Origin of the sequence: Acidovorax sp. GW101-3H11 (assembly GCF_001633105.1) — a bacterium.
Taxonomy (GTDB): Bacteria; Pseudomonadota; Gammaproteobacteria; order Burkholderiales; family Burkholderiaceae_C; genus Acidovorax.
Map to the genome: position 1 here is coordinate 103,588 of NZ_LUKZ01000029.1, position 15,244 is coordinate 118,831.

Genomic DNA, 15,244 nt, shown 5'->3' on the forward strand with positions numbered 1-15,244 from the left:
GGCCACCACCCACCTCCGGAGACTCACGCACCATGAAACGATCCGACAAGGACCAGCCCCTGATCGACGACATCCGCCTGCTCGGGCGCATTCTGGGCGACGTGATCCGAGAACAGGAGGGCGTGGCTGCGTACGAGCTGGTGGAGCAGGTGCGCAAGCTCTCCGTCGCTTTCCGCCGCGACGCCGATCAGGAAGCCGACCGCGCGCTCAAGAAGCTGCTCAAGTCCCTGTCGGGCGACCAGACGGTGAGCGTGATCCGCGCCTTCACCTATTTCAGCCACCTGGCCAACCTCGCCGAGGACCGCCACCACATCCGCCGCCGCGCCGTGCACGAGCGTGCAGGCGACACGCAAGAAGGCAGCATCGAGGTGGCCCTGTCGCGCCTGCGCTGGGCCGGCATTGCGCCCAAGACCATCTCGCAGACGCTGGCGGGCAGCTACGTGGCCCCCGTGCTCACCGCCCACCCCACCGAGGTGCAGCGCAAAAGCATTCTGGACGCCGAGCGCGACATCGCCCAATTGCTGGCCACGCGCGACGACATCCAGGTGCGCGCCCAGCTCTACAACAGCGCCAAGGATGCGCTCACCCCGCGCGAGCTGGCCGCCAACGAAGCCCTGCTGCGCGCCCGCGTGGCCCAGCTGTGGCAAACGCGCCTCTTGCGCTACAGCAAGCTCACCGTGGCCGACGAGATCGAAAACGCGCTCTCTTATTACGAAGCTACCTTCCTGCGCGAAATCCCCAAGATCTACGCCGACCTGGAAAACGAGCTGGGCCAGTACCCCGTGCACAGCTTTCTGCGCATGGGCCAGTGGATCGGCGGCGACCGCGACGGCAACCCCAATGTGACGGCGCAGACGCTGCAGTACGCGCTGGGCCGCCAGGCCGAAGTGGCCCTGCGCCATTACCTGACCGAGGTGCACTACCTGGGCGGCGAGCTGTCGCTGTCTGCCCGCCTGGTGCAGGTGTCGGCCGAGATGGAGGCCTTGGCCCAGCGCTCGCCCGACACCAACGAACACCGCGTGGACGAGCCCTACCGCCGCGCCCTCACAGGCATTTATGCGCGCCTGGCGGCATCGCTCAAGGACTTGACGGGTGGCGAGGCCGCTCGCCACGCCGTGGCGCCACAAAACGCCTACGCCAGCGCCGAGGAGTTCCTGGCCGACCTGCGGGTGATCGAGGCCTCTTTGCAGTCACACCACGGCGAGGCCCTGGCCGCCGAGCGCTTGCATCCGCTGATCCGCGCCGTGCAGGTGTTCGGTTTTCACCTGGCCACGGTGGACCTGCGCCAAAGCTCCGACAAACACGAAGAAGTGGTGGCCGAGCTGCTGGCCAAGGCGCGCATTGAGCCCCAGTACGCCGGCCTGCAGGAAGCCGCCAAGCGCGCACTGCTGATCAAGCTGCTGAACGACGCGCGCCCGCTGCGTGTGGTGGGTGCCGAATACTCTGCCCATGCCCAGGGCGAGCTGGCCATCTTCGAGACCGCCCGCGTGATGCGCGAGCGCTTCGGTCACGAAGCCATCCGCCACTACATCATCAGCCACACCGAAACGGTGAGCGATTTGCTCGAAGTGCTGCTGCTGCAAAAGGAAGTGGGCCTGATGAATGGCACGCTCGATGCCGAGTCGCGCAACCACCTCATCGTGGTGCCGCTGTTCGAGACCATCGAAGACCTGCGCAACGCCGCGCCCATCATGCGCGAGTTCTACAGCCTGCCCGGCGTGGCGGCGCTGGTGCAGCGCAGCGGTGGCGAGCAGGACATCATGCTCGGCTACAGCGACAGCAACAAGGATGGCGGCATCTTCACCAGCAACTGGGAGCTGTACCGCGCCGAGATTGCCCTCGTTGAACTTTTCGACGAACTCGCCACCAGCCACGGCATCCAGCTGCGCATGTTCCATGGCCGGGGCGGCACGGTGGGCCGGGGCGGCGGCCCCAGCTACCAGGCCATCCTGGCGCAGCCGCCCGGCACCGTGCGCGGCCAGATCCGTCTGACGGAGCAGGGCGAGGTCATTGCGTCGAAATACGCCAACCCCGAGATCGGCCGCCGCAACCTCGAAACCCTGGTGGCCGCCACGCTCGAAGCCACGCTGCTGCAGCCCACCAAGCCTGCGACCAAGGCGTTTCTGGATGCTGCTGCGCAGCTCTCGCTGGCCAGCATGGGCAGCTACCGTGCGCTGGTGTACGAAACGCCCGGCTTTACCGACTACTTCTTCAACTCCACGCCCATCCGTGAGATTGCCGAGTTGAACATTGGCTCTCGCCCCGCCAGCCGCAAGGCCAGCCAGAAGATCGAAGACCTGCGCGCCATCCCCTGGGGCTTCAGCTGGGGCCAGTGCCGCCTCACGCTGCCGGGCTGGTTCGGTTTTGGCTCGGCGGTGGATGCGTTCGTGAACGCCGAGGGCAAGGACCCCAAGGCCCAGCTGGCGCTACTGCAGAAGATGTACCGCCAGTGGCCGTTCTTTCGCACACTGCTGTCCAACATGGACATGGTGCTGGCCAAGAGCGATCTGGCCCTGGCATCGCGCTACAGCGAACTGGTGACCGACGCGCGCCTGCGCAAGAAGGTGTTCACCGCCATCGAGGCCGAGTGGCAACGCACGGCCGAGGCGCTGACCCGCATCACGGGCGACAAGCAGCGCCTGACGCACAACACGGCGCTGGCGCGTTCCATCAAGCACCGCTTTCCGTACATCGACCCGCTGCACCACTTGCAGGTGGAGCTGGTGCGCCGCTGGCGTGCAGGGCAGGGCGACGAGCGTGTGCAGACGGGTATCCACATCTCCATCAACGGGATTGCGGCTGGGCTGCGCAATACGGGCTGATCGCCCGCGCTTCTTCAGCCGTTTTGCCACCTGCGCCCGCGCGCGCTAGCATGGCCACCGGGGCGCTGCAGCGCCCTTGGCGGGGGCTTGGCAGCAGGCCCTGGCTATCGGCGCAGAGTAGCCACTGTGGTGGCACGGCCCTGCGGTGCGTTGTCATGGTGGTGGCTCGTCGCTAACGGGCCGGGGGGCATGGCTTTGGGCATGGATCTGGCGGCCTGGAGGGTGTTGCTGTCGCACCGGCTGGAGGCCGTGGCGCGCGCCGATTCGATGCGGGCCATCCGCGAGGGGCTGCTGTGGGTGTTGCCCTGCCTCATGGTGTCGGCCGTGTTCCTGGTGCTGTCGGTGCTGGCCCGGGTGCTGGGGCTGCCGCCTGCGGTGGGCGACATGCTGGCGGGGCTGCATGGCGAGATCAGTCGCATCCTGCCGCTGCTGATTGCCGCTTCGATTGGCTACATGCTGGCCATTCGCCACCAGTTGCCACGGCTGCCGGTGGCTTTTCTGTGTTTTGTGTATGTGGCGCTGGCGTCGTACCAGCTCAGTGGGCAGCCGCGTGCTGCCGCCACGCTGGTGCTGTTCATCGCGATTGCGTCGCCGCTCATCAATGTGCCGCTGATAGCCCGGCTGATGCGGGTGCGCTGGCTGCAGGTGTCACGCGGAGCGCTGGTCAGCGACAACGTTGAGGACGCGGTGAACATGGTGGTGCCCGGCATCGTCACTGCCGGGCTGCTGGCGGCGGTGCTGGCTTTGCTGCAGCAATGGTCGGGCCTGGCGCATTGGAGCCTGCCCATGGACATGGTCGATCCCGATCGGCCTTACTTCAACGCCGTCGTGCTCACCGGCATGAACTCGCTGCTGTGGTTCTTTGGCATTCACGGCTACCACGCGCTGCAGCCCCTGTTCCAGGTGCTGGAGCAGGCGGTGGGCTGGAACGCCATCGAGCTGCTGACCGACCAGGTGCCCCAGTACCCGCTCAACGCGGGGCTGCTGGGGGCGTTTGCCTTCATCGGGGGCGCGGGCGGCACCTTGTCGCTGGTGGTGGCTGTGCTGTGGCGGGTGCGCAGCCCGGGGCTGCGCCTGCTGGCGGTGGCCAGCCTGCCCATGGCCTTGCTGAATGTGAACGAGCTGCTGCTGTTCGGCATCCCGTTGATCCTGAATCCGCGCCTGCTCATTCCCTTCATCCTGGTGCCTGCGGTCAACGCCTGCCTGGCATTGGCGGCCGTGCAGGCGGGCTGGGTGCCGATGGCCACCGTGCCCATGCCCCTGAACGCCCCGGTGGTGTTCAACGCCTATGTCAGCACCCAGGGGGCTTGGTCGGCTGTGGCCTTGCAACTGGCCCTGGTGCTGCTTGGGGCCTGCATCTATGCACCGGCCGTGCGTGCGCTGGAGCGCCACAACGCCACCACCGTGCACCTGCCCGGGCTGGACACCACCTTCACGCGGCTGCAGGAGGAGGGCAGCCTCTATGCCCACGACCCCATCGTGGCGGCGCAGCAGGGCCAGGCCCGCCGGGAGGATCTGGTGGCCCGGGTGCGCCGCATGGGGGGCTATGAGTTTTTCCTGGAGTACCAGCCGCAGGTGTCGCCGCGCACGGGCCTGTGTGTGGGGTGCGAGGCGTTGCTGCGCGCCCGCGACTCGCAGGGGCGGATCCAGTCACCGGGGTCGTTCCTGGCCTGGTTGTCCGAGGCGGGGCTGATGAAGGAGGTGGACCTGTGGGTGGCGGCTGCGGCGCTGCGGCAGTACCGGCGCTGGCGCAATGCGGGGTTTGAGCTGCCGGTTTCCATCAACGTCACGGGGCCTACCCTCATGTCGCCCGCCCACTGCCAGCGCCTGGTGGCCTTGATTGCGCCTGCAGCGGGGTGTATCAGCATCGAGATCACGGAAGACGCCCTGGCGGCCGATGTGGCGCAGATGCGCGATGCCATTGCCCGGGTGCATGCCGTGGGCGCCAAGGTGTCCATCGACGACTTTGGCACCGGGTACTCGTCACTGAGCTATCTGCACGCCTTTGCGGTGGACACCATCAAGATCGACCGCAGTTTTGTGGTGACCAGTGCCGAGCCACAAGGTGCCCGCGTGCTGGAGGGCCTGTTGCACTTTTGCCAGAGCCTGGGGCTGGGCATCGTCGTCGAGGGGGTGGAGACCGATGAACAGCTGCAGGTGCTGCCCGCCTCCATCGACTTGCGCGTGCAGGGCTGGTACTACAGCCGTGCCCTGGCGGCGGACGACCTGCCCGCGTTTGTGCAGCAGTGCGCGCAGGGTGTTGCAGGCAAGGTGGCACCCGTCGTGCCTACTGGCCCAGCAGCTCGCCCACCGGCTTGAGGTCTTCCACGCGGTCGCACACCGCTTTTACGGCCATCATCACCGGGATGCCCAGCAGCAGCCCCCACAGGCCCCAGAGCCAGCCCCAGGCCAGCACGCTCACGAAAACGGCCACCGGGCTCATGCTGCTGGCGCGGCTGGTGAGCCAGGGCGTAAGCAGGTTGCCGACGATGGTGTGGATCACCAGGGATGCCCCCCCCACGGCCAGGGCCATGTCGAGGGTGCCGAACTGCAGGAAGGCCACCAGCGCCGACGCACCCGTGACCAGCGCCGAGCCGATGTAGGGCGCGAGGTTGAGCACCCCGGCCGCCACGCCCCACACCGCTGCGTTTTGCAGGCCCAGTGCCCAGTAGGCCAGGCCCGTGGCCACGCCCACCAGCACGCTGGTGAACACCTGCAGCAGCAGATAGTGCTGGATCTGGCGCGTGATGTCATCGAGGACATGCGTGGTGACCTTGCGCCGCTCCAGACTGGTGCCCGCGATGCGCAACAGCTTGTCGCGCAGCAGGTTGCCCGAGGCCAGGGCGAAGAAGGTCAGGAACACAACCACCATGAGCTGCCCCAGGGCCGACATCAGCCCCACGGTGCCGCTCCAGAGGTAGTCGCGGATGTTGAAGGGCTGGCGCTCGACAATGACCCGCTGCACACCCCGGCGCGGCGCGGCCGTGGCGCTGCTTTCGTTGGCCGCCTGTTCAAGCTGCGTGGCGGCCTTCTGCATGGTGTCCAGCGGGCTGCTGCCACCCGCACGGGCCTTGAGGTTGTCGCGCACCTTCGTCGCGGCCACGGGCAGCGAGTCCACCAGCTGCGCGGCGCCGTCGCTGAGCGACCAGGCGGCACTGGCCAGCCCCGAGACCATGGCGATCAGCAGCGCGCCCGCCCCCAGCCAGCGCGGAATGTGCCAGCGGTGCAGGATATCCACTGCCGGCCGCAGCGCGGTGGTCAGCAGCAGGCTGAGCATGATGGGGATGAACACCGCACTGGCCCAGTGCAGCAGCGCCACCGTGGCAAACAGCGCCAGCAGGGCAAGCGACAGGTTGCGCACGTCCACGGGCATGTGGAGGGTCAGGGGCGCTGCGGGCGGTGGCGCCAGTGTGGGGGCAGCCGTCGGTGTGGCCGCTGAAATCAAGGCCTCCGGCTCCGGGTCGGGCGCGGTGCCGGTTGCGGGAAGGGGCGACCCCGCGTCTGCAATGGGGGGCGGGGTGTCCGGCGGCGGCGTGGGGGTGATGGGGGCGGTCGTCATGGCCCCATCGTAAACAGGCGGCTCAGCGCGGGGCAGCCCCCACGGCCATCGGCCAGAGTCAGCACAGGGGCAGGGTGCGTTGCTTGTTCAATGCGTCCACGGTGCCCAGCATCTGCTGCCAATAGGTGGGCAGTGCGGACCAAGGCGCCCCGATCGCCAGGTTGGTTGCGTAGACCACGCCCGTGTTCATGCGCGGCCGATTGGCATTTTTCACGGCCGTCTGCATGTCGGTGCAGGTGCTGGCCGTGTGTACCAGCATGGCCTGTGCGCTGTTGTCCTTGGCATAGACCCAGGTGTTGCCTGGCTGGGGGTCGATGTTCGCGTAGGCCGCCGCATTGCCCGCATAGGTCACCAGCGTGTCGGCGACACCCGCGTAGGCCGCAACCGGGTAAGTGCCCGGGTTGCCGATCACGATGGGGGCGGCGGGCGGCGTTGCGCCGGTGGTCAGGCCCGTGGTCAGCCCCTTCACATGGGTATAGACCTCCTGGAAATGCGCCACGCGGGAGCTGTCGGTGGCCATGCCATCCAGGAAGAAGCCGTCGAACAGCCCGGGATAGAGCCGGATGTAGTTGGTGATGGTGGCCTTGATGTCGGCCACCGACAGCGCTCCGCTGCTGATCGAGGTGGTGGCGACATAGCCAATCACGCGGTTGCTGGTGCCCGAGACGGCCTGGAAGGCCTTGATGGCTTTGGTGAGATCAGTGTCTTCCTTGGTGTCAGCTGTCAGGACGCCGCTGCTGGGGTTGGCGATGGCGGTGATCTTCACGTCCGGATAGCTGGTCGCGCCGCTGGTGAGGGTGACCCAGGGCGAGGTGGTACCGGTGGCGCTGAAGTAGGCGGGCACCAGCACTTGCAATGGCTTGTGTGCGGGGCGCACATAGTAGGTGAGGCTGTCCGTGGCCGTGTTGGCGCTGCTGGTGGTAGTGGCGGCAACCTGGAAAGTGGCCGTGGGAGGCAGGCTGCTCACCGTCAGCGTGGAGTTGGCAACGCCGCCCACCGTGGTCGGCGCCACGGGGGCCAGAGCGGCTGCGCTGGTGGGGTTGACGGTGAACGTTGCGACGGTGCCGTTGGGGGCCTGGCTGCCATTGACAAGCACATTGACCGACAGGGATTCCGACACATTGGGTTCGAGCACGTTGCTGGTCGGCTGCACAAAGCCCACGCTGACGGGGGCCGTCGGCACGGGGGCAGGTGCCGGTGCTGGGGTGGGCGAGGGGGCCGGTGTGCTGGTTTTGTCTGCCGCTCCTCCGCAGCCCGCCAGAGCAGCGGTCAAGGCCAGCAGGGATGCGAGGCGGTTTGTCGTGTTCATGGTGTGCATGGTCTTCAGGAGGTTCGTTGTGTGGAGCTATTGTGAACGCAGGCCGTGGTGCTTCCAAGCGCTGAAAGCGCGGCTTTGGACGGGAAAAACCGCGCTGTTGCGCCGATCGCGGTGGACCTGCGCCGCTAACATGCCCCCATGACATCCCCCTACCTCCGCATTCTCAGCCTTGCGGCCGTGCTGGCTGCGGTGCTGCTGTCAGGCTGTGGCACCCTGGATGTGCCGCGCGCTGACAACTACCCTGCCACTGGCCAGAAAAAGGCGCGCGCCGTGCACCACTGGGATGTGCTGGCGGGTGATGTGGCCGCGCGCGTGGCCGACAAGATTGCCTCCTGGCCACAAGGCGAGTACCCCATCCACGTCACTGTGGCGGACAACTCCAGCTTCAACTTGGGTTTCCTCAAACTCTTGAAGGTGCATTTGCTGAACCGGGGGGTGGCGGTTTCGACCGTGCCAACAGCGGTAGTGCTCGAGGTGCAAACGCAGCTGGTGCAGCATGAATCGGCGGTTCCTCGCAACTTGCCTGTGCCTATCGGCGGGACCCTTTTGGGCACGGGTGTTGGTGTGTGGCGCGACTGGAAGGTGCATTACGCGGACCGCACGCTGTTGCCCGGTGTGGCCACCGCATTGGGGGTAGGGGCGGGTGTGGCCCTGGACATGGCGCAGCTGTACACACAGGGTGCTGCTGCGGGCGGCCCCACACGCACCGAAGTGCTCATCACCACCACGCTCAAAAGCCAGGACCGCTACCTCGCGGGGTCGGCTGACATGTATTACATCGAACAAGCTGATGCGGTGCTCTACCTGCCCGAGCTGCCGCCCGTGGCTCCCGTTCCGACACCGGTCAAGACCTGGCGGGTGGTGGCACCATGAAGACGCTGCATCTTTTGGCGCGCAGAGCCCTGTGGTGCTCTGCGGCGGTCCTGGCGGCGCTTGGCATTCAGGGCTGCGCCAGCAACCCGGTCAGCACCTACTACTACGGTGACCGCACTGGCGGGGGCGCTCGTACCGATCTGATTGAGGTCAATGAACGGGCCACTGATGCGCTGCTGTTGCATGCGGTTCTGGATGCCAGTCAGCCGGTGCTGGTGGCGACGCTGGTCAATGTGGACCGATTGAATGAATCCTCGCGCCTTGGGCGTATCTTTTCGGAGCAGATAGCGGGTCGCATGGTGCAGCGGGGCCTGCGCGTGACGGAGGTGAAGCTGCGCGAGAGCCTGGTTTTGCACCGCGACCAGGGAGAGCTGCTGCTGTCCCGCGAAGCACGCGAGGTGAGCCAGGCGCAGAACGCGCAGGCCGTGGTGGTGGGGACCTACGCGATGTCCGCGTCAATGCTTTACCTCAGCCTCAAGCTGGTGAATCCGATGGGCAACCATGTGGTCGCGGCCCACAGCTATGCGGTGCCAGTGGACGAGAACGTGCGCATGCTGTTGACCGGGCGTTGAGTCGATTGCCGGTGCGCAAATGCAGCTGCGGAAATGAAAACCAGCCCGCAAGGGGCTGGCAAGGGGCGCTGAGAATTTGGTCTGAGGCCATTGTCTTGGGCTTCAGATGGCCCCGGCTCAATGCAACATCAACGCACCCGCCGTCTTGCTCTTGCCCGCGCGCGCTGGTGGGTTGCACAGGCCGCAGGTGAAGTGGCGGTTCTCGTACAGCTCGGTCACAAACTGGCCGCTGCACTGTGAGCATTTGGTGCGGGTCAGCATGCCCGCGTCCACAAACTTGACCAGACGCCAGGCGCGGGTGAAGGACAGCAGAGGCTCGATCTCGGCGGTGGTGACTTGTTCGTTATAGAGGCGGTAGGCCTTGGTCAGCAACTCCACCGAATCCAGGTCCACGCCCTTGGACAGGTACTCGTAGATGTTCAGGAACAGCGAGCTGTGGATGTTCTCCTGCCAGGTCAGGAACCAGTCGGTCGAAAACGGCAGCTGGCCTTTCGATGGCGACTTGCCTGCGATCTCCTTGTACAGCCGGATCAGGCGCTCATACGACAGCGTGGTTTCCGATTCGAGCACCTGCATGCGGGCGCCCATCTGGATCAGCATGGCGGCGCGTTCGATCTGCTTCGATTCGTTCAGAACGCTCTTGACTGGGGCTTTGGCGGAGGTAGACATGGCGGGCTTTCAGGCGGGGTGAAGAAGGGTCGGGTTCAGAGCACTTCCGACACACGGCTGGCCATCAAAATGTTGGCGTGCAGTGTGTTGGTGGCTTCGTTGCCCACCTTCTTGGCCGAGTGGTTGGTCAGCAAGCTCCACACCAGGTTGTCGTCCACGCGGAAGCTGCACAGCAGCGTGTTGCGGGAGGCCAGCTTCATCACTTGCGCGGCAGACAGCGACGCGAGAATATCGGCAGACTCTTCGTTCATGCCCAAGCGGAACACGGCTTCTGCCTTGTCCTGGCGAATCAGGGTCTGGGCCAGCATCAGGTAGGTGAGGTTGGCTTCGCGGATTTCGGCGAGGAGTTGTTCGTTGGTCATGGCGGCTTCCTTTGTTCCAGTTCCCGGACCCTGCGTTGCCTGCTGGTTGCAGGTTTTGCGTGATCCGTTGAAATGGATTGTGAAACCGCCCCAATCAGAAATTAAGTCGGGGTTTGGCTGTGCCGCGTGTCTGGTTGTGTGGTGGGCGGTGTAGGAATTTGCCTTACACGCCGCTCAGGTTCCGCCCCGCGTTTTCATAGGCGCGGGTGTGCTGTCCCCTTGCACACCCTGCGCCCGAATCTGCTCATGGTTTTGATAGCACCCGCAAACCCCTCTTTTTTGCGCTTTTGCAACCCTTGTCGCCTGATAACCGCTGACGCGAGCGCTGCTTAGCCTTTTTCGACGGGGCGCGAAGGGTCGGAACACCACTCGCTCCAGCTGCCGGCAAACAGTGCCGTGGGGCCCAGGCCCGCGACTTCCATGGCCAGCAGATTGGGCACAGCGCTCACGCCGCTTCCGCACTGGTGCACTACCGTGGCGGGGTCGCGCCCTGCCAGCAGGGCGTTGAACTCAGTACACAGCACAGCCGCAGGCTTGAAATGGCCGTCGGCGCCGATGTTCTCGGCAAAGGGGCGGTTGAGTGCGCCCGGAATATGGCCTGCCACCGGGTCCAGCGGCTCGACTTCGCCTCGGTAGCGGGCACCAGCGCGGGCATCGATCACGTTCTGCGCTGGATTGCCCAGGCCCGCAAGCACGTCGCTGGCCGTGGCCAGTCGGCGCAGGGGCGCACCCAGTTGAAAGTGGGACTGGAAGTGCGAGGGCTCCTCGCCGCCTTTGACCGCGCCGCCAGCGGCTTGCCAGGCCTGCAGTCCGCCATCGAGCACGGCCACGGCATCGTGGCCCGCCCACTTGAGCATCCACCACAGCCGCCCGCAGTAGTTGGCGCCCTGGCGGTCATACACCACGGCCTGCATATTGTTGGCAAAACCCACGCTGGACAGCCACATCGCAAAGCGCTCGCGGCTGGGCAGCGGGTGGCGGCCGCCGGATGCGGGCTTGTCGGCCTCTTGCGCGGTGACGGTGCCGCCAGCACCCGGCACGCCATGTTTGGCGCTCAGGTGGTTGTTCAGATCGGCATACACCGCGCCGGGGATGTGGGCCTCGCCGTACTGCTGGGCGCCGGCCGATGCCTGCATCAGGTCAAAGCTGCAGTCGAACAACATCAGCGGCGCGCCGCTGTCGATCTGGGCCTGCAGTTCGGTGGCAGAGATGAGGGTCGTGTAGGTCATGGTGTGTGCCGGTGCGAAGGAAAAACGGGCTCCATTGTGTCCAACTGCATACGGCCTTGTGCAGCCACGTTGTATCAATGTTCTTCTGCGGGGGCTCCGGGTGCCGCGCGGGCCCGCAGGATGGTGGCCACAATGCCGCTGCCCACGATGAGGGCCATGCCGATCCAGCCGATGGGGGGGATCTTGTCGCCGAACAGCAGCACGCTGTAGAGGCCAGCAAACACGATGCCCGAATACTGCAGGTTGGCCACCACCAGCGTGCCGCGCTGGGTCTTGGCGCTGGCATAGGCCTTGGTCATGCACAGCTGGCCACCGGCGGCCAGAACCCCGATGGGCAGCAACCACAGCGCCTGCCAGCCCGGCCAGGGCGAGGTGCCCGTGAAGAGTAGGGCGCCACCGCCCGCTACCGCCGAGCCCACCGCAAAATAAAACACGGTGCGCGACTCCGGCTCGCCGATGCGTGACAGTGCCACCACCTGCATGTAGGCAAACGCGGCCGTCAGGCCGGACATCAGCCCGATCAGTCCGGCAAAGGCCTGGTTCTGGTCGAGGCTGGGGCGCAGCATCAGCACCACGCCAATAAAACCGACCAGCACCGTCAGCACCAGCGGGCCCTGCAGGGCCGGGCGGGGCGTGGCGGGCGAGGGGCGCCAGGCCAGCAGCGTGCCGCCAATCAGGAACGCGGCGATCCACACGCTGCTCATGTAGTTGAGCGTCATGGCCGTGGCCAGGGGCAGGTGGGCAATCGCAAAGAACCAGGCCCCGAGCGACGTCACGCCCACCAGGCTGCGCCAGGCGTGCATGCCGGGGTACTGCGTGGCCAGCGTTACCTTTTGCGAGCGCGCCAGCAGCCACAGGATGGCCATGCCGATGAGGCCCCGGTAGCACACCAGTTCGGCCGAGTTGAAGAAGTCCGACGCGATCTTGACGCACACCCCCATGCTGGCAAACAGGAAAGCGGCCAACACCATCCAGAGGGCTTGCATCGGGTTGTGGTCTCTTGAAGTGCGCCGTGTGGCGCAGAAATGAAAATAGCTGTCGGCGCTTATTTTTTAAGCACCGGCAGCTATTGTAATGAGAGCAGACCACGGCGGGCCTGCGGATTGGCGGGGATTTGCCGCTGTATTCAGCGTTTTGGGGTGTTGGCGCCCAGCGCGTCGCCGTTCATGGCTTCGCGGTACCACTCGTGGAAGTGCTGCATGCCGTCTTCCATGGGGCTCTGGTAAGGGCCGACTTCGTTGTCGCCACGGGCCAGCAAAGCCTTGCGGCCCGCGTCCATGCGTTCGCCGATCTCATCGTCCTCGATGCAGGTCTCCATGTAGGCGGCCTTCTGCGCCTCGACGAACTCGCGCTCGAAGGCGGCGATCTCCTCGGGGTAGTAGAACTCCACCATGTTCAGCGTCTTGGTGGGGCTGATGGGGTGCAGCGTGGAGACCGTCAGCACATGCGGGTACCACTCCACCATGATGTGCGGGTACAGGGTGAGCCAGATCGCGCCGTACTGTGGTGGCTTGCCGTCCCGGTAGTCCAGCAGCGCCTTGTGCCAGCGCTCGTACACGGGGCTGCCGGCCTTGCCCAGGCGGTTGGCCACGCCCACGGTCTGCACCGAGTAGTTCTTGCCGAACTCCCAGCGCAGGTCGTCGCAGGTGACAAAGCTGCCCAGGCCCGGGTGGAAGGGGCCGACGTGGTAGTCCTCCAGATAGACCTCGATGAAGGTCTTCCAGTTGTAGTTGCACTCGTGCAGCTCTACGTGGTCGAGCACGTAGCCGTCAAAGTCCAGGTCGGCGCGCGGGCCCATCTGGGCCAGGTCGGCGGCCACGTCGTAGCCGTTGTCTTCAAACAGCAGGCCGTTCCACTCGCGCAGCTTGTAGTTGTTCAGGTTGAGGCAGGGGTCGTGCGCAAAGTGGGGCGCGCCCAGCAGCTCGCCCTTGGGGCTGTATGTCCAGCGGTGCAGGGGGCAGACGATGTTGCCACCCGCGTGGCCCTTGCCCTGGCCCGACAGCGAGCCCTTGCCCTTGAGCATCACGGCCTGGCGATGGCGGCAGACGTTGGAGACCAGCTCGATGCCACCCTGGGCGTTGCGCACCAGTGCGCGGCCCTCGCCCTCCTGGGGCAGTGCGTAGTAGTCGCCGGGATTCGGCACGCTCAACTGGTGCCCCACATAGCGGGGCCCGCGCTGGAAGATGGTGTCCAGCTCGCGCTGGAACAGCGCATCGTCAAAGTAGCTTGAAACTGGTAGTTGGCTTGCGGCCTGCTGCAGTTGAAGACTTAAATCAGACATGGGTGACCTGACCTAAAGACTCCCCACAGGGAAGTGCGGGAGGTGCGCCAAGGCGCATCCAGAAAAAAGAAACCGGCTAGGGTGAGTAGCCGGCTCGACGGGAATGGGATTATAGGCGGTGGGGTTATTCCCGCACCCCCCCTACGTGTATTGAAATCCTTGTTCTAGATGCAGGTCAAACAGGCGCTGGCTGGGCCTGTGCCTTTGGCGGTTGCCGGGCGGGTTCTGGGGCGCCGCATCCATTCGGCGGGCTTCGGTCTCTGCGCCGTGGTGGTGCGCCTAAAATGGCCGGTTTTCTCACCTGCGCTCTGCCGCTTTGCCCATGCCCAAGGCTCCTGCCACCCCTGCGCTACCCGCCGAACCTGCCAGCTACGAAGCGGCGCTGGAAGAGCTGGAGCAGCTTGTGGCCCGCATCGAATCGGGCCAGCTGCCGCTGGACCAGATGCTGGCGGGTTACCGGCGTGGCGCGGCGCTGCTGGCGTTTTGCCGCCAGCGGCTGGAAGCGGTGCAGGACCAGATCAAGGTGCTGGACGATGGCCAGCTCCAACCATGGACCCAGGAATGAGTGCAGTGCCCGCGCCTTCAGCCGCAGTGATGAGTCAGCTTTCCCCGTTTGACGTGGCCCCTTGGAGCCACAACCACCTGGCCCGCGTGGAGCAGGCCCTGTCCGGATGGGTGGGCCATGGCGCCCCCGCCGGGCTGGGCGATGCCATGCGCTACGCCGTGCTCGATGGCGGCAAGCGCCTGCGGCCGCTGCTGGTGCTGGCGGCGTACGAGGCCGTGTGCAGTGGCACGCCCGTTGCAGAGGTGTCGGGCGAAGCGGCCCTGCGCGCTGCGTGTGCGGTAGAGCTGATCCATGCCTATTCCCTGGTGCACGACGACATGCCCTGCATGGACAACGACATCCTGCGCCGGGGCAAGCCCACGGTGCATGTGCAGTTTGGCGAAGCCCAGGCCCTGCTGGCGGGCGATGCGCTGCAGGCCTTTGCGTTCGAGCTGCTCACCCCTGACGACAACACCCTGCCCGCCGCCATGCAGGCCACGCTGTGCCGCCTGCTGGCGCGTGCAGCTGGCTCGGCTGGCATGGCAGGCGGCCAGGCGATCGACCTGGCCAGCGTGGGCGTGGCGCTGACCGAAGACCAGTTGCGCCAGATGCACCGGCTCAAGACCGGCGCGCTGCTGCAGGGCAGTGTGCTCATGGGTGCCGTGTGTGGCCATGCGGCACCGGCCGCGTACCAGGCGCTGTCGGATTACGGCGCGGCCATGGGCCTCGCGTTCCAGGTGGTGGATGACATCCTGGATGTGGTGGCCGATTCCGCCACGCTGGGCAAGACAGCGGGCAAGGATGCCGCCGCCGACAAGCCCACCTATGTCTCTTTGCTGGGCCTGGAGCGTGCCCAGGCCCATGCCCAGGAGCTGCTGCAGGACGCACATGCCGCCCTGGCGCGCAGTGGCTTGCCGGACACCCGGGCCTTGGCTGCGCTGGCCGACATGGTGGTGCGCCGCTCTTACTAGAATTTGAACAAAATTGGCCTCTACCGCCTGTCCATCATGCGTTA

At 66.0% G+C, this 15,244-nt stretch carries 13 protein-coding genes; 6 read left to right on the forward strand and 7 right to left on the reverse strand.

What is annotated here, in order from left to right; genetic code table 11:
- The first annotated feature begins 32 nt into the window (after nt 1-32).
- Complete coding sequence (gene ppc, locus A1D30_RS20850; protein ID WP_063462644.1) at nt 33-2,822, forward strand: phosphoenolpyruvate carboxylase; 2,790 nt, start codon at nt 33-35, stop codon at nt 2,820-2,822.
- A 189-nt stretch (nt 2,823-3,011) separates the two neighbouring features.
- Entirely contained in the window at nt 3,012-5,141 is a 2,130-nt protein-coding gene (locus A1D30_RS20855) for an EAL domain-containing protein (RefSeq protein WP_242421960.1), read from the forward strand.
- Here A1D30_RS20855 and A1D30_RS20860 read toward each other — a convergent pair.
- Entirely contained in the window at nt 5,110-6,195 is a 1,086-nt protein-coding gene (locus A1D30_RS20860) for an AI-2E family transporter (RefSeq protein WP_242421969.1), read from the reverse strand. The two genes, A1D30_RS20855 and A1D30_RS20860, sit on opposite strands and share 32 nt — an antisense overlap.
- A 244-nt stretch (nt 6,196-6,439) precedes the next feature.
- Nucleotides 6,440-7,699 (reverse strand): spherulation-specific family 4 protein, encoded by a 1,260-nt coding sequence (locus tag A1D30_RS20865; RefSeq protein WP_063462646.1) that lies wholly within the window; start codon nt 7,697-7,699, stop codon nt 6,440-6,442.
- 138 nt (nt 7,700-7,837) lie between these two features.
- On the opposite strand from A1D30_RS20865, the gene A1D30_RS20870 reads away from it, so the two are divergent.
- Both A1D30_RS20870 and A1D30_RS20875 read left to right on the forward strand, forming a co-directional pair.
- Nucleotides 7,838-8,572, forward strand: coding sequence for a hypothetical protein (locus A1D30_RS20870; RefSeq protein ID WP_063462647.1), 735 nt, complete (start codon nt 7,838-7,840; stop codon nt 8,570-8,572).
- On the forward strand, nt 8,569-9,144 hold the full coding sequence (locus A1D30_RS20875; RefSeq protein WP_063462648.1) for a FlgO family outer membrane protein: 576 nt from the start codon (nt 8,569-8,571) through the stop codon (nt 9,142-9,144). The genes A1D30_RS20870 and A1D30_RS20875 overlap by 4 nt, the downstream gene beginning before the upstream one ends.
- 117 nt (nt 9,145-9,261) lie before the next feature.
- Here the strand turns inward: A1D30_RS20875 and flhC are convergent, their stop codons facing one another.
- The 5 genes from flhC to A1D30_RS20900 form a co-directional block, all read right to left on the reverse strand.
- Nucleotides 9,262-9,813, reverse strand: a complete 552-nt coding sequence (gene flhC, locus A1D30_RS20880; protein ID WP_063462649.1) for a flagellar transcriptional regulator FlhC — start codon at nt 9,811-9,813, stop codon at nt 9,262-9,264.
- Between the two features lie 35 nt (nt 9,814-9,848).
- On the reverse strand, nt 9,849-10,175 hold the full coding sequence (gene flhD, locus A1D30_RS20885; protein WP_008902803.1) for a flagellar transcriptional regulator FlhD: 327 nt from the start codon (nt 10,173-10,175) through the stop codon (nt 9,849-9,851).
- A 329-nt stretch (nt 10,176-10,504) separates the two neighbouring features.
- Nucleotides 10,505-11,404 (reverse strand): sulfurtransferase, encoded by a 900-nt coding sequence (locus tag A1D30_RS20890; RefSeq protein WP_063462650.1) that lies wholly within the window; start codon nt 11,402-11,404, stop codon nt 10,505-10,507.
- Between the two features lie 74 nt (nt 11,405-11,478).
- A complete protein-coding gene (locus A1D30_RS20895) occupies nt 11,479-12,390 on the reverse strand; it encodes a DMT family transporter (RefSeq protein WP_063462651.1) in 912 nt (303 codons plus the stop codon).
- A 140-nt stretch (nt 12,391-12,530) separates the two neighbouring features.
- Nucleotides 12,531-13,685: an aromatic ring-hydroxylating dioxygenase subunit alpha gene (locus A1D30_RS20900; RefSeq protein ID WP_063462652.1), complete on the reverse strand. Its 1,155-nt coding sequence runs from the start codon at nt 13,683-13,685 to the stop codon at nt 12,531-12,533.
- 322 nt (nt 13,686-14,007) lie between these two features.
- Between A1D30_RS20900 and A1D30_RS20905 the strand changes: the two genes are divergently transcribed.
- Together A1D30_RS20905 and A1D30_RS20910 are read left to right on the forward strand one after the other, a co-directional pair.
- Nucleotides 14,008-14,250 carry an exodeoxyribonuclease VII small subunit gene (locus A1D30_RS20905; RefSeq protein WP_063462653.1) on the forward strand — a complete coding sequence of 81 codons (243 nt, stop codon included), beginning with the start codon at nt 14,008-14,010 and terminating at the stop codon, nt 14,248-14,250.
- Nucleotides 14,247-15,200, forward strand: coding sequence for a polyprenyl synthetase family protein (locus A1D30_RS20910; protein ID WP_063462654.1), 954 nt, complete (start codon nt 14,247-14,249; stop codon nt 15,198-15,200). The genes A1D30_RS20905 and A1D30_RS20910 overlap by 4 nt, the downstream gene beginning before the upstream one ends.
- Nucleotides 15,201-15,244: the final 44 nt, after the last annotated feature.

Bases quoted from the DNA above. Each gene is read 5' to 3' on its own strand.
- ppc (WP_063462644.1), top strand. From the start codon at position 33: ATGAAACGATCCGACAAGGACCAGCCCCTGATCGACGACATCCGCCTG.
- A1D30_RS20855 (WP_242421960.1), top strand. From the start codon at position 3,012: ATGGCTTTGGGCATGGATCTGGCGGCCTGGAGGGTGTTGCTGTCGCAC.
- A1D30_RS20860 (WP_242421969.1), bottom strand. From the start codon at position 6,195: ATGCCCGTGGACGTGCGCAACCTGTCGCTTGCCCTGCTGGCGCTGTTT.
- A1D30_RS20865 (WP_063462646.1), bottom strand. From the start codon at position 7,699: ATGCACACCATGAACACGACAAACCGCCTCGCATCCCTGCTGGCCTTG.
- A1D30_RS20870 (WP_063462647.1), top strand. From the start codon at position 7,838: ATGACATCCCCCTACCTCCGCATTCTCAGCCTTGCGGCCGTGCTGGCT.
- A1D30_RS20875 (WP_063462648.1), top strand. From the start codon at position 8,569: ATGAAGACGCTGCATCTTTTGGCGCGCAGAGCCCTGTGGTGCTCTGCG.
- flhC (WP_063462649.1), bottom strand. From the start codon at position 9,813: ATGTCTACCTCCGCCAAAGCCCCAGTCAAGAGCGTTCTGAACGAATCG.
- flhD (WP_008902803.1), bottom strand. From the start codon at position 10,175: ATGACCAACGAACAACTCCTCGCCGAAATCCGCGAAGCCAACCTCACC.
- A1D30_RS20890 (WP_063462650.1), bottom strand. From the start codon at position 11,404: ATGACCTACACGACCCTCATCTCTGCCACCGAACTGCAGGCCCAGATC.
- A1D30_RS20895 (WP_063462651.1), bottom strand. From the start codon at position 12,390: ATGCAAGCCCTCTGGATGGTGTTGGCCGCTTTCCTGTTTGCCAGCATG.
- A1D30_RS20900 (WP_063462652.1), bottom strand. From the start codon at position 13,685: ATGTCTGATTTAAGTCTTCAACTGCAGCAGGCCGCAAGCCAACTACCA.
- A1D30_RS20905 (WP_063462653.1), top strand. From the start codon at position 14,008: ATGCCCAAGGCTCCTGCCACCCCTGCGCTACCCGCCGAACCTGCCAGC.
- A1D30_RS20910 (WP_063462654.1), top strand. From the start codon at position 14,247: ATGAGTGCAGTGCCCGCGCCTTCAGCCGCAGTGATGAGTCAGCTTTCC.